Below are 14,043 nucleotides of genomic sequence, written 5' to 3'. Positions count from 1 at the left end.
GCCTGATGAAAACACAGCCCATCTATGCTGTGTTCGATAGAAAAGATAGATTGTCCGATTCGGAAAGAGTGTTCCCGGACAGTTTTTATTTGCGAGTACACACTGACGCCCTTGCGCCTGCTTTGCAGGTGACCCGCCCCTTCGTGGACACGTAAAAACAATAGAATGCACGCTCTGCGAGCATTCTATTGTCATGAATCAAATGCCGCCTTCAGTGCCCTTGGTTTCCCTTCGTGTCCACTACAGTTTACCACATTTTCGCAGGAGTTTAAATAGTGAAAAATACGGTACTACGCCTTCTTCGTTTTCAGCTCCTGCATAATCCCCATAAAGATGTTCCACGCCACCCGTTCCTGGTAAACGCTGTCTGTCAGCAGCGCTTCTTCCTGCGGATTGCTCAAAAATCCGCACTCCACAATGACGATAGGGCATGCTGTTTTTTTCAAAAGATAGTAGCTGTCATTCGCCTTTGCCTGCCGATGGTTCTGCGGGTCAAGTCCTTTTACCAGGCGCTCCTGCAGGCGTTTTGCAAACTGCTTTCCCTCGACACTCGAGGTATAATAAAAAACCTGCGCCCCTTTGATCGCCGGATCGGGATAGCTGTTCTGGTGAATACTGACCGCAAGATCCGCCTTTGCCTCTTCCATCATCGACACTCTCCGCTTCATATCCTGCACTTTTTTCCCGGACGCATTTTCATCATACAAACCGTTATTGTCCGTTCTCGTCATTACAACCGCAACGTCCGCCTGCTTTAACAATGTTTCCAACCGCTTCGCAATCGCCAGATTGATTTCTTTTTCCAGCGTTCCTGCTGTGCCGATTTTCCCCGGATCGTCTCCGCCATGTCCCGCATCAACCACAACGCAGTATTTCGTCCGGCTCTGTCTACTCTGCTCCCTCTCTACCCGAAACTTTCCGGTCAGCACAGCGGCCTGTCTTCCTGTAAAAAAAGCGGCAGTAAAAAATACTGCCGCCGTTATCAGAGAAAAAAGACTCTGCATTTCTTTTCGTCCCATACCTGAAAAAGCCTCACCCGCTTTTTTCTATTGTATGGCATCTTCCGCTTCTCTATGTCTGTTTACTCTGCCGCAAATCCACTGATGACGCCCCAGATATTTTTGCGTCCATCATCAAAGCCCAGCTTCCATGCTGCAATGCCGCCCAGGTTGTGCTCCTTCATCACGTTGATTTTGGCTTCCAGGGACTGTTCGTCCTCCAGCCAGATCTGCACGGTTCCATCGCTCGTCTCAAACTCTACATAATTCTGTCCAACGCTGTTGTCCCAGGTCGCAGCCGCCTGATTTTTGTTCATGTAATCATAAGCAGTCTGAATCCCGACTGCACGGCTCGTCACCGCGCCGTCCTCTGCAGTCGTCCAGATTCTTGTATACAGCGGAACTGCATTGATGACTTTCTCCGAAGGAACCTCCTGCGTCATCCGCTCAATTCCTTCGGTCACATAGCCAAGGGAAGCTACGGAACCAGCAACCTCAGAACCGCCCCAGTGCTCGTCATAGCCCATGATAATCACATAGTCTGCCATCACGCCCTGCTCCGCCCATTTATAATGTGCGTTATAGTTGTGGGGCACATAGTTATCGACGGAAAGCACAAGCCCCTTCTGTCTGCACGCTACGGACAGCTCCCGGATAAACTGGATATAATCCTGACTTCCATCCTCGGTCACCTTTTCAAAATCCACATTGATTCCATCAAAGCCGCAGCGATCTGCCTCACTCATCAGAACCTCGATAATCGCAGTCCGCTTACTCGTATAAGATAGGATTTCCTGCGGGTCAACGCCGTTATCCTCACGATGCGTAAAATCATCAATCAGTGCCCACACCTCCAGACCGAGGGCGTGTGCCTGCTGCACATAGGAGGGGCTGGCAATCCCATCCACAACGCCCGTATTATCGTAAAGAGAATACCAGGTCGGAGAAATTACATTAACGCCTGTCACACCGCTCATAACACCCGGAAACGTGGAATTTGCCGACTCTACGGTCACCTGATGCCACGCCAGATCAATTTTATGGTCCCGCAGATTGCCGGTATAATCCGGCTCCACATATCCGGTGTCCTTCACCGGAGTTTCCTCTGCCGGATCTGTCAAGTGCTTTTTCTGGACATAGCCGATATAGCCATCCTGCGTCTGCACCTGATCCCAGTTTTCCATCTCCTCCAAAACAGTGACCTTCGTCCCTTTTTCCAGATTCTGCAGAATCTCGCTCTTGACACCGCCCCTGACGCGAAGTGCTGTGTTCTTCTTCAGCTCTGCGCTCTGAAGCGTATCCCAATTGGTCGTCAAAACAACCCGGTTGGGCTCTGTATACAATGTATAATTAAAATCCGAATACTGCTTTACATAATCCAGTGCAAGCCAGACGTCCCCGTCCTGCTCCACAGCCGCTGTATAACCGTCTGCAGTCTGCTCCCCGATTCCAATCTGTACCGTTTCCTCCGGGAGGGTATACAAAAGCAGCTTTTCATTATGATCCACATAAAACCGCTCATTAAGCATCTCATGAACCGTATCCAGCTTCAGATAGCAGCGCTCATCCTGCAGCAGTCCCTTTTCCTCTGTCAGCTCCTGATTCCAGACAATCGCGACCTCCTGTGAACCGTTCAGCCCGAAATATGCGTTTAAATCCGCTTCTTCCTTCGAACCGGAATATCTCTGGAACAAAAAAACGCCCGCAGCGCCTGCCAGAATCAGAACAATCAGCAACAGTCCGATTAACACCGGTATTACTTTCCTTTTCATTTGTCTGTATCTCCTGTGTTTTCTCTTTTTCACCCACACACGTTATAGTGTAACACACCTTCCAGACAGCGTCATTACAAATTTGTCAGATTTTCAGGGGATCTGCCGCAATCTGTCCCTGTCCGGACCGCCTGAAAATACGACAACCGACAAAACGTCCATCTCTTTTTGTACACTCTCTGTTTCGAACGAACCGCAGAATACTGTCCGGCATTCCGAACAGTATTCCCGATCCGTTAAAGGTCCGGCTGCGATCCACAGACCGCCTGTAAACCGCAGCTTCTCCAATATCGGCTTTCTGCAGCATCTATGGAAATGGGGTTCCTTTTTCTACGCTTTTCCAAACCGATATCAGTACCTCCAACCATTCATGACATTCCTATCTGTTTACCATTTTGTCACTTCATCGTACCGGACTTCGCAGAGCTTTCCTTCCTCATCCATGACAAAATCCGGCATGTATACAGCCTTTTCCCGCATGCAGCAGGTTCGGATAATTTCCCTCGGCGCAGTTTTTTTCCCATTCAGATAAAATCCGACGCCTTCCTGTTCCATCTGCTCCAGCATCCGTTCCCAGGTATCCGTTTTTAATCTTCCCATGGCAGTTCTCCTTTGCCAATGCGCTTTTGTCCCAAAAAGGAGCCGCGTGATATATATTCCTGTTCAGATCCGGAACAAAAGCGAAAACGATAACGAGATGGATAGACTGTGTCCTGACACCTATACAAGCACCAAATAAATAGTCGTAAAAATATTAAAAAATACTTCATCGTTATGATAATTGGTAAATTTTGAATTTTTGAATTTCCGATAGAGTCACATAACTCTACGAGACTGCTACATACTATAAAGAATGATGAGAACAACTTTGCCGCTGATGTTCTCTCATAAGAATGCAGCCATATCAGCATGGCTGTCCCTGATGATTGGTATAAAATCGGTATCCTGCAAACCTCCGCTCCGACACGGACTGTCCGGAACCATCTCTGGCTTGTATTATAACGGATTCCGACCATACAATCAAGCAATTTCTAAAAAAACAAGAAACTGTTTCCCCATGCGCTTGACTTTTGCACTTTCTTGTGTATATGATAACTCTCACAGGAACGCAAATTTTTCGTTTCTGTGCGTCACACCGGCAGGATTCCGTAAGTATTTTATAAAGTAAGGATGTGATTATATGAAAATAGAAAAAGTGAATGACCATCAGATCCGCTGTACCCTGACCAAAGCCGATCTGGCTGACCGGGAGCTCAAAATCAGCGAGTTGGCATACGGCACTGAGAAAGCCAAAAGCCTGTTCCGCGACATGATGCAGCAGGCCTCCGCCAAATTCGGATTTGAAGCGGATGACATTCCTCTTATGATAGAAGCGATCCCGCTCAATGCCGACTGCATCGTTTTAGTAATCACCAAAGTGGAAGATCCGGAGGAGCTCGACACGCGCTTTTCCAAATTTGCTCCCGCAATGGAGGATGACGACGAGATCGATCCCGACGACTTTTCCGATAGCAGCTCTGACAACACCGACAGTATTTTCGACCTGTTCCGTCAGATCCAGGAAAGCCGTCATGCACAGACTGCAGGCACTCCGACAGCCCCTGCTTCCAAAGAAGACAAAACCACAGCTACAGCAGAGGTAAAACAGCCCCAGGAGGCACGGATTTTCTCCTTTCCTTCCATGCACACGCTGCTTCGCCTTTCCCATGTGGTGAACGATTTTTACACCGGTCACAATACCCTTTACAGAAACCGTAAAAACGACTCTTATCTGCTGATCCTCAAAATGGATCAGACTTCCGTAAAGGATTTCAACCGGATCTGCAACATTGCTTCCGAATACGGACGTCTCGAGCGCTCCGCTGCCGGCAGTGAAGCATATTTTAAAGAACACTATGAGCTTGTGACGGAAAACAACGCACTGCAGACGCTCGCCGCAATTTAAAGGTTACAAAAAGCTCCGGCAGGACTTCCTGCCGGAGCTTTTTTACAGCGCGCGTTTCCTTTATTATCTGCGCACCGCCTCTTTTTTATTTTTTAAATTCCAGAATCTTCTTCGCATTCTGAATTCTGTCCTCTGTCGGAGGTTCTACCCCCTCCAGCTTATAGGGAATTCCAAGCTCTTTCCATTTGTATGCGCCAAGTGTATGGTACGGAAGCACCTCAACCTTGGTAACCGTTTTCAACGTATCAATAAACTCTCTTGTACGAATCAGATACTCGTCTTTGTCCGTAATGCCGGGAACCAGTACGTGACGGATCCACATCTTGATACCCTGATCGGAAAGATATCTTGCACAATCCAGAATATTTTTATTCGTATGACCGGTCAGTTTTTTGTGCTCTTCATCATCGATATGCTTGATGTCCAGCATAACCAGATCGGTGTACTTCAACAGTTCGTTAAATTTGGAGAAAAACGGCTCTTCTCTTGTAAACGGCTGTGCGGAAGTATCCAGCGTCGTATTGATGCCGCGCTCATGCGCTTTTCGGAACAGATCAATCAAAAAATCAATCTGCAAAAGCGCCTCACCGCCGCTGACGGTAATGCCGCCTTCTTTGCCCCAGTAGCTGCGGAAACGTTCTGCCTTGTCCAACAGTTCGTCTGCCGTCATCAGGTTATCCGTCTCCGGATTCCAGGTATCTACGTTGTGGCAATACTGGCAGCGCATATTACATCCCTTTAAGAAAATCAGATAACGGATTCCGGGACCATCTACTGCCCCAAAAGACTCCAACGAGTGAATTCTGCCTTTAATCATATCGTCCTTTCCCTGCCTTGCAGGCATTCACTGCGGATATGCGTCAGACATCGCTGCAGTCATCCCCTGCGGGCAGCACGAGGTATTCCTTTTGCTGTATTTTACTATCCATTATTCCACATAACGGATGTTTTATGCTCGACCAGGGACCTGGTCGAGTACGGGACAAAATGCTGCGCATTTTGCCCGTGTAAATGGAATCCCGCTTGCGGGATTCCTCCGCCTGCGGCGGGTCGCGTAAGCGACTTGTTTCCACGCCGCCGCAGTGCGATCCACCCGGAGGGCTTTTCTCGACCAGAAATCTGGTCGAGAAAAGGAGCCGGGCAAGCTGCCCGACTCCTTTAAAATACACCTGTTAAAAACTGTAGTTAAATTACAGAGACTTATGGCAGGTTCTTGCGATAACGTCATCCTGCTGTTCCTTGGTCAGGCTGATGAACTTAACAGCGTAACCAGATACACGGATGGTGAAGTTAGCGTACTCAGGCTTCTCAGGATGAGCCTGTGCATCTAACAGCTTCTCTGTACCGAATACGTTTACATTCAGATGATGAGCACCACGATCGAAGTAACCGTCCATAACTCTTACCAGAGTGTTCTTCTGCTCATCCAGGTCGTGACCCAGAGCGCTGGGAGCCATGGTCTGAGTATTGGAGATACCATCCAGAGCGTACTCGTAAGGCAGCTTAGCAACAGAGTTCAGGGAAGCCAGCAGGCCGCTCTTCTCTGCACCGTAAGACGGTGAAGCACCAGGAGCGAAAGGTGTGTATGCCGGTCTGCCATCCGGAAGAGCGCCGGTAGCCTTACCATATACTACGTTAGAAGTAATGGTCAGTACGGAAGTTGTAGGCTCGGAATTTCTGTAGGTCTTGTTCTTCTTGATCTTCTCCATGAAGGTCTTCAGAAGCCATACAGCAAATTCGTCTGCTCTCGGATCATCGTTACCGTATTTCGGGAAGTCGCCTTCGATCTGGAAGTCAACAGCACAGCCCTGCTCGTCACGGATAACTTTAACCTTTGCATATTTGATAGCGGACAGAGAGTCAGCTACATGGGACAGACCTGCAATACCGGTAGCGAATGTTCTTCTTACATCGGTATCGATCAGAGCCATCTCAGCTGCTTCATAGTAATATTTGTCATGCATGTAATGAATCAGGTTCAGGATGTTTACATACAGAGATGCACACCAGTCAAGCATGATATCATATTTATGCATAACTTCATCGAAATCAAGGTACTCGGAAGTAATAGGAGCGATTTCCGGACCACACTGCATATGTTTGCCGTTCTTGTCCAGATGCTTCTCATCCTTACCACCGTTGATCGCGTACAGTAAGCACTTAGCCAGGTTTGCACGAGCGCCGAAGAACTGGATTTCCTTACCAGTCTGAGTAGCGGATACGCAGCAGCAGATGCTGTAGTCATCGCCCCAGATAGGCTTCATAACATCATCGTTCTCATACTGGATGGAAGATGTGTTAACGGAAATCTTAGCTGCATACTTCTTGAAGTTTTCAGGAAGCGCGCTGGAGTACAGAACTGTCAGGTTCGGCTCCGGGCTGGGTCCCATGTTCTCCAGAGTATGAAGGAAACGATAGTCGTTCTTTGTAACCATGTGACGGCCATCCATGCCGATACCGCCAACTTCCAGAGTAGCCCATACAGGGTCACCGGAGAACAGCTGGTTGTAAGAAGGAATACGAGCGAACTTAACCATACGGAACTTCATGGTCATATGGTCGATCAGCTCCTGAGCTTCTTTCTCGGTCAGGGTGCCTTCCTTTAAGTCTCTTTCAATATAGATATCCAGGAATGTGGAGATACGTCCAACGGACATAGCTGCACCGTTCTGGGTCTTGATTGCTGCAAGGTAACCGAAGTATAACCACTGTACAGCTTCCTTAGCGGTTGTAGCCGGGCCGGAGATATCGTAGCCGTAAACAGCTGCCATCTTCTTCATGCCCTGCAGAGCTTTGATCTGTTCAGCGATCTCTTCTCTCAGACGAATGGTCTCTTCATCCATAACGCCTACGCCGCAGTTCTTCTTATCTTCCTGTTTCTTCTGGATCAGGAAATCGATACCGTACAGAGCGACTCTTCTGTAGTCGCCTACGATACGGCCACGGCCGTAAGTATCCGGCAGACCTGTAACGATATGGGTATGACGAGCAACCTTCATCTCATCTGTATAAGCATCAAATACAGCCTGGTTATGAGTCTTATGATACTCATTGAAGATCTTGTCATATTTCGGGTTTACTTCAAAGCCGTATGTGCTTGCAGCCTGCTGAGCCATTTTGATACCGCCATAAGGCATAAATGCTCTCTTTAAAGGCTTGTCTGTCTGCAGACCAACGATCTGCTCCAGATCTTTCATAGACTCATCGATATAGCCAGGGCCATAAGCGGTCAGACCGGATACAACCTCAGTTTCGCAATCCAGAACGCCGTTGTGCTCACGCTCTTCCTTCTGCAGCTCCTGCAGTCTGCCCCAAAGCTTATCTGTAGCTTCGGTAGGACCTTCCAGGAAGCTCTCATCTCCATCATAGGGAGTGTAGTTGGTCTGGATAAAGTTACGTACGTTGACGTCTACATCCCAGTGGCCATCTTTTTTAAAGCCTCTCCATGCTTCTGCCATGAAAATTTACCTCCTTCTGGTAACATGAAAAAAATGATAAATAATATCAACAAGGAATCCCTCTTTTATGATTCCCATGCTGTTCTTTATGTACCAATTCTACTTCCCAACGCGGAAAGTGTCAACAGTTTTGCGCAATGTACATTGTTTTATACATTTTCTTTTTTCTTCCTTGCACATTGCCAAAAAACAACAGGAGGAACTGTGCACAAGTCCTGCGTCAGTCCCTCTGAAAAAACATATTATTGTTTAAAATAGCTGCATTTTTGAATGCTTTACAGCTCATCCAGCATTTCCATCAGATTCTCGATCGGAATCCCATGCACCATAGCAGCCTCTTCCAGTGTCTCACCCTGAGAAGCAGGACAGCCAAGGCAGTGCATACCGATTTCCATCAGGACAGATGCGGCATTCATATCGATGCGCAGTACTTCACCAATTGTCATATCCTTATTGAATTTACTCATCCGGCAAACCTCCTTTTTTCTTCCGTCGGCAGTTTTCTGCCGCTTTATCAGCTTTACCAGTATAATACATTCCCATTCATCTGGCAACCGGTCGGTCCATTTTTCTTCCATTCTGCCCCTGTTTTTTCCCGTCCCGGAAATAGTTGTTCATCTCTTACTTGAGTTTGTTTCAACTTACTGTTTTCCCAGTATTTATGCGGGTTTGCGGGTTTTTAAATTTCCGTTTTGTACCCCATTTGGTACTTGTCTATTTTGCCTTTTTGAGCTAAAATAAGAAAAAGAAATTTCAAAGGAGGATTTATATCATGGCATACGTAATTGGTGATTCCTGTATCTCATGTGGTTCTTGTGAAGGCCAGTGTCCTGTTGGCGCTATCTCTATGGGAGAAGGCAAATTCGAAATCGACGCTGCTAAATGCGTTGACTGCGGTTCCTGCGCAGGTCAGTGTCCTGTTGGCGCTATCTCTGAGGGCTGAGTCTAAGCCACACAAGCAAAACACATAAAATAAGCGGAGGTTGATTTTCATCGGCTTCCGCTTATTTTTTTGCGTCTTCCCATTTTCGCGCACGCTTTTTGCGCATACCGGGTTTGTGTCAAGTGTGCGCAGACACAAATCTTTCCCGTCCTTCTACCGTCTCCGTCTGCCCTTTCTTCTTCCTTTCTGGCAAAGCAGCTCGTCCAGCTTCCGGTAATGCTCCTCTTCCCGCTCCATCCGCTTCTGTTCCCGCTCCTGCGCATTTTCTTCCATCTGCCGAAACCGGTAATCCAGCTCTTTTAACACCATCTCATTGCTCTCCTGTACTGCGCGGGAAACGAGATTTTCCAGAAGATACTGAAGTTTTGCAGCCTTGCTGCTGCGTTCATCCAGAAGGATGTTCTCCACCGTATCGGCACCGCCCGGTGTGAGCGCATGCTGCGAATGAAGCGTATCCGAATTGTCTGATGTAAACGCACACTGTGCGTGTTCCTGCTGCGCTGCTGCAGCGCCTGCGTCCCCCTTCTCCAGCATCGACTGTGCCTCCCGCACGATTTCCTGCGGAACGGAAAGTCTGCCATTTTCCGACAGCATCAGGCGGATCGCTTTGAGCTGCATTCCCTTCTCCTTCCACTGGCGGATCCGTTCAAGCAGCTCCATATCCTCCTCGCTGTACTGTCGGTAGCCCTGATCGTTCCTGCTGATTGAAAGCCCCAGCTCTTCCTCCCAGTAGCGCAGCGCATGCGCCTCGACATGAACCTTTTTTGCCGCTTCTTTAATCGTATACATTCCCTCTGCCGTCATCTTAACCTCCATTCCCTGCTTCACAAACAACTGTAAAAAAAGAACAGGCGCGGATAAAATCTTTTCCGCCTTCTGTTCTCTTTCGTCGTTCTGATTTTAAAACGTACCGCCGCACTGCTTAAGCAGTGTGCGCACGTCTGTTTACTTTTGTAAATTGGCAAATTTTGTATAGTCCGGCAGCCATACCAGCTCTATCGTGCCGATCGGGCCGTTTCTCTGTTTTGCGATAATGACTTCTGCGATGCCTTTTTTCTCCGTATCCGGATTGTAATAATCGTCGCGGTACAAAAACATTACGACGTCGGCATCCTGCTCGATGGCTCCCGATTCACGCAGGTCGGACAGCATCGGTCTGTGCTCCGGACGCTGCTCTACCGCACGGGACAGCTGGGAAAGGGCGATAACCGGAACCTGCAGTTCTCTCGCAAGTGCCTTTAAGGAACGGGAAATATCGGAAATCTCCTGCTGTCGGGAATCCGAAGACCGTCCGCCGCTGCCGCTCATCAGCTGTAAATAGTCGATGATGATCAGCTTCAAATCATATTCCAGCTTATATTTCCGGCATTTGGAACGTAACTCTGCAATCGTGATGCCCGGCGTGTCATCAATGATCAGATTGGATTTTCCGATCACGCCGGCACTTTCGATCAGGCTCTCCCATTCTGCATCGGTCAGGTTACCGGTACGCAGATGCTGGGAGTCCACCTTGGATTCGAGGGAGAACAGTCGGTTCACGAACTGTTCCTTACTCATTTCCAGGCTGAACATTGCTACCGTCATTCCCTGCTTGAACGCCACATTCTGTGCGATATTCAGGACAAACGCGGTTTTGCCCATGGAAGGACGCGCCGCAATCAGAATCAGGTCGGAGGGCTGCAGTCCCGCTGTCTTATAGTCCAGGTCAATAAAACCTGTCGGGATTCCCGTTACGTTTCCTTTATTGCGGGAAGCCTTTTCGATTCGATCCATCGCGTTCATAACGACCTGACGGATCGGGACAAAATCACCCGTGTTTCGGCGCTGAACCAGATCAAAGACCTTTTTCTCCGTCGTCTCAAGGATTTCTTCCAGACCCTCCTTGCCTGCATAGCAGGTGTTCGCGATTTCCTCATTCAGCCGAATCAGCTTGCGCAGTGTGGATTTTTCCGCAACGATCCCGGCATAATATTTTACATTGGCAGAAGTCGGCACCGCCGTAATCAGGTCGCGGATAAACTCCAGACTTGAAATTTCAGGCGGCACATCTTTTTCCCGGAGCTTGTCCTGCAGCGTGACCAGATCCACCGGTCTGCCACTGTCGTTTAGCTCCACCATCGTTTCAAACAGCACGCCATACTGCCGGTTATAAAAATCCTCTCCCGTAATAATTTCGGACGCAACCACAATCGCTTCCCGGTCCATAATCATCGAACCGATGACCGACTGCTCCGCCTCAATGCTGTGGGGGAGTACCCTTTTTAAAATCGCCTCATCTGCTGCTGCCATGTTTTCCGCTCATTTCTGCGCACGCTTTTTGCGCATGTCAAGTTTGTGTCAAGTGCGCGCAGACACAAATCCCGCAATTGAAAAATTTTATTTTTCAATCTTATCCTCTGTCTTTACGCTTCCACTACTTTCACATGAAGCTTTCCGGTTACCTGCGGATGCAGTTTTACGGGCACTTCATGCATGCCGAAGGTCTTGATCGACTCCGGAAGCTGAATTTTCTTTTTATCAATTTCCATATTGCACTGCTCCTTGTAGGCAGCTGCGATTTCCTTGCTGGATACGGAGCCGAATGCCTTTCCGCCCTCGCCAGCCTTGATCGACAGGGTTACGGATTTTTCTTCCAGCAAAGCCGCCTGCTCTTTTGCAGCGTCGAGCTGCTGCTGCGCAACCTTTTCGTCTCTCGCTTTCTGGAGTTTCAAATCGTTCATGTTAGCGCCGGTCGCTTCCAGGCCGAGCTTTTTTTTCAGAATAAAGTTCTTTGCGTATCCGTCGGATACCTCTACAACCTGTCCCTTTTTGCCAAGTGCTTTGACATCTTCCAGTAAAATTACTTTCATGATATTTCACCTTCCTCAATCATTTTATCCAGCGTCCGCTTCAGTACAATAATGCCTTCCTCCACGGACGTATTTTCCAGCTGACAGCCTGCGATGTTCAAATGTCCGCCGCCGCCCATCCGCTCCATGATGACCTGTACGTTGACTTCGTCGATGGAGCGTGCTGAGAAAAACAGTTTATTCTGATATTCCGTCAGGACAAAGCTTGCCTTGACGCCCCTGATATCCAGAAGCTCGTTTGCAGCCTGCGCACCCACAACAGTCGGGCTCGCAAGTCCCTCGGAATGACAGATCGAAATTGCATAGGCATTGCGGTAAATTTCCGCCTGGCTGACAGCGTCCGCCTTTGCCTTATATTCTGCCGCATTTTCCCGGAAAAGCTTGCGGACACGGGTTACGTCCGCGCCGTTTCTGCGCAAAAATGCAGCTGCTTCAAACGTGCGCACGCCGGTTTTTGTCATAAAGTTCTGCGTGTCTACCACCATGCCGGCATACATGCTGTCCGCTTCTTCGCTCTTGATCCGGATTCCATCGCTTGTATACTGCAGGATTTCCGATACCATTTCGCAGGCGGACGACGCATAGGTTTCCACATAGGAAAGGGTCGCGTTTTCAATCGTCTCCGTTCCGGCTCTGTGATGATCCAGAACGACGATGGATTTACAGATTTTTAAGAGTTCCGGGCATTCCGTCAGTGACGGACGGTTGACATCCACAACCACCAGAACGGTATTGGGCCCCGCACATTCCAACGCCTGAGCGCTCGTCAGCAGCATGTCGTTTTCATATTCCGGATTGTTCAAAAACAGATCGACCATCGGGCGAAGCGAAGTCGTCACATCGTTCAACACGATCTGTGCACGCCGCTCCAGTGTCCGCGCGATCCGGTAAATTCCCACTGCCGCGCCGAAGCTGTCCACGTCGCCGATCTTATGCCCCATAATCAGGACATTGTCCTTGCTCGTGATGATTTCACGCAATGCATGGGCTTTGACCCGGGCCTTGACACGTGTATTTTTTTCTACCTGCTGGCTCTTTCCGCCGTAATAATTGATCTTGTCCGGCATCTTGACTACCGCCTGGTCACCGCCGCGTCCCAGTGCAAAGTCAATCGCCGTGCGGGCAAATTCGTAATTCTGTGCATAAACCAGACCGTCCAGACCAATACCGATGCTCAGTGTTACCGCCATCTCATTGCCAATGTTGACCGTCTTTACATCCTCAAGCAGTTCAAAGCGCTGCTCCTGCATCTGCATTACGGATTTTTTCTTCAAAATAACCAGATATTTATCCTTTTCGATATTCTGGCAGATTCCGTCGAAGCTGGAAATATATTTGTTTACTTTTCGGTCGATCAGCGCCTTTAACAGGGATCGCCGTACTTCTTCCACACTCGCAAGTGCCTCTTCGTAGTTATCCAGGTAAATCAGACCGACTGCCAGCGACTGCGCGTCGTTTTCCCGAAGCGCAAGCTTTAATGCGGTCTCATCATACAGGTACATCGCATACAGGCAGCTGTCATAATCCTCGTCATCTAAAACGTCGCTGTCTTCCGATATCATCCCCCGCAGCGATACCCGCGTAATATGCGCGATATAATCGCTCTCTTCAAAGGAGATCTCGATTTCTGCCTCCTGCTCGCCCTGCGGCAGACGCTCCCGCGTGATTGCCGGAAATACATAGGTAATCGACTTATGAAAGCCTTTTTCGCTGTGGATTGCAGCACGGAAGGCATCGTTGCACCAGATGACCCGTCCGGTTTCATCCAAAAGCGCATAGGGAATCGCCATATCCCGAAGCAACGTCTTCTGTACCTGCCCGTACTGCGTTGCAAAGCTGATCAGCTCGTTCAAAATGATCGGTCTGTTATAGAACATCAGTAAAATGATCATTCCAAAATAAAACAGCAGAAAGCAGGTCAGCAGAAAGCCTGCACGGACATCCAGAAAATACGTTCCGATATCCACGATCAGGAGTAAAATCCCCATATAAAGGGAGGTCTGCATATAGATACGCAGCCTGCCTTTCAGCCTAATTCTCTTTTTTGTTCTCATAAACACACCTATGCCCTGTCAGAA

At 48.6% G+C, this 14,043-nt stretch carries 13 protein-coding genes; 2 read left to right on the top strand and 11 right to left on the bottom strand.

The features are described from left to right. Window positions 1–290 precede the first annotated feature (290 nt). The 4 genes from OCV62_RS02185 to OCV62_RS02170 all read right to left on the bottom strand — a co-directional run bounded on the left by OCV62_RS02185 (window position 291) and on the right by OCV62_RS02170 (window position 3,370). Window positions 291–1,019, bottom strand: coding sequence for an N-acetylmuramoyl-L-alanine amidase (locus tag OCV62_RS02185; protein ID WP_262584901.1), 729 nt, complete (start codon window positions 1,017–1,019; stop codon window positions 291–293). 62 nt (window positions 1,020–1,081) lie between these two features. Beyond that, window positions 1,082–2,770 (bottom strand): glycosyl hydrolase family 18 protein, encoded by a 1,689-nt coding sequence (locus OCV62_RS02180; RefSeq protein ID WP_262584900.1) that lies wholly within the window; start codon window positions 2,768–2,770, stop codon window positions 1,082–1,084. 93 nt (window positions 2,771–2,863) lie between these two features. Further along, window positions 2,864–3,058 (bottom strand): hypothetical protein, encoded by a 195-nt coding sequence (locus OCV62_RS02175; RefSeq protein ID WP_262584899.1) that lies wholly within the window; start codon window positions 3,056–3,058, stop codon window positions 2,864–2,866. Between the two features lie 99 nt (window positions 3,059–3,157). Beyond that, entirely contained in the window at window positions 3,158–3,370 is a 213-nt protein-coding gene (locus tag OCV62_RS02170; protein ID WP_117961495.1) for a hypothetical protein, read from the bottom strand. Between the two features lie 580 nt (window positions 3,371–3,950). Here OCV62_RS02170 and OCV62_RS02165 point away from each other — a divergent pair. Beyond that, entirely contained in the window at window positions 3,951–4,715 is a 765-nt protein-coding gene (locus tag OCV62_RS02165; RefSeq protein WP_262584898.1) for an adaptor protein MecA, read from the top strand. A gap of 85 nt (window positions 4,716–4,800) precedes the next feature. Here OCV62_RS02165 and pflA read toward each other — a convergent pair whose 3' ends face one another. The 3 genes from pflA to OCV62_RS18145 all read right to left on the bottom strand — a co-directional run bounded on the left by pflA (window position 4,801) and on the right by OCV62_RS18145 (window position 8,751). Next, a complete protein-coding gene (gene pflA, locus OCV62_RS02160) occupies window positions 4,801–5,532 on the bottom strand; it encodes a pyruvate formate-lyase-activating protein (protein WP_117961493.1) in 732 nt (243 codons plus the stop codon). Between the two features lie 373 nt (window positions 5,533–5,905). Next, on the bottom strand, window positions 5,906–8,173 hold the full coding sequence (pflB, locus tag OCV62_RS02155; RefSeq protein ID WP_262584897.1) for a formate C-acetyltransferase: 2,268 nt from the start codon (window positions 8,171–8,173) through the stop codon (window positions 5,906–5,908). Window positions 8,174–8,448: 275 nt separating this feature from the next. After that, entirely contained in the window at window positions 8,449–8,751 is a 303-nt protein-coding gene (locus tag OCV62_RS18145; RefSeq protein WP_317258831.1) for a DUF1858 domain-containing protein, read from the bottom strand. A 194-nt stretch (window positions 8,752–8,945) separates the two neighbouring features. Here OCV62_RS18145 and OCV62_RS02145 point away from each other — a divergent pair, with 194 nt between their 5' ends. Beyond that, a complete protein-coding gene (locus OCV62_RS02145; protein ID WP_021915871.1) occupies window positions 8,946–9,116 on the top strand; it encodes a DUF362 domain-containing protein in 171 nt (56 codons plus the stop codon). Between the two features lie 153 nt (window positions 9,117–9,269). Here the strand turns inward: OCV62_RS02145 and OCV62_RS02140 are convergent, their stop codons facing one another. The 4 genes from OCV62_RS02140 to OCV62_RS02125 form a co-directional block, all read right to left on the bottom strand. Next, window positions 9,270–9,932 carry a helix-turn-helix domain-containing protein gene (locus OCV62_RS02140; protein ID WP_262584896.1) on the bottom strand — a complete coding sequence of 221 codons (663 nt, stop codon included), beginning with the start codon at window positions 9,930–9,932 and terminating at the stop codon, window positions 9,270–9,272. 129 nt (window positions 9,933–10,061) lie between these two features. Next, window positions 10,062–11,405, bottom strand: a complete 1,344-nt coding sequence (gene dnaB / locus OCV62_RS02135) for a replicative DNA helicase (protein ID WP_021915869.1) — start codon at window positions 11,403–11,405, stop codon at window positions 10,062–10,064. A gap of 113 nt (window positions 11,406–11,518) precedes the next feature. Further along, entirely contained in the window at window positions 11,519–11,965 is a 447-nt protein-coding gene (gene rplI / locus OCV62_RS02130; protein ID WP_021915868.1) for a 50S ribosomal protein L9, read from the bottom strand. Then, window positions 11,962–14,019, bottom strand: a complete 2,058-nt coding sequence (locus OCV62_RS02125; RefSeq protein WP_021915867.1) for a DHH family phosphoesterase — start codon at window positions 14,017–14,019, stop codon at window positions 11,962–11,964. Before OCV62_RS02125 ends, rplI begins: the two co-directional genes overlap by 4 nt. Between the last annotated feature and the right edge of the window lie 24 nt (window positions 14,020–14,043).

The sequence above is a fragment of the Gallintestinimicrobium propionicum genome, assembly GCF_025567525.1.
In the GTDB taxonomy this organism is placed as follows: domain Bacteria; phylum Bacillota; class Clostridia; order Lachnospirales; family Lachnospiraceae; genus Gallintestinimicrobium; species Gallintestinimicrobium propionicum.
This window is presented reverse-complemented; position numbering and strand designations above follow the sequence as displayed.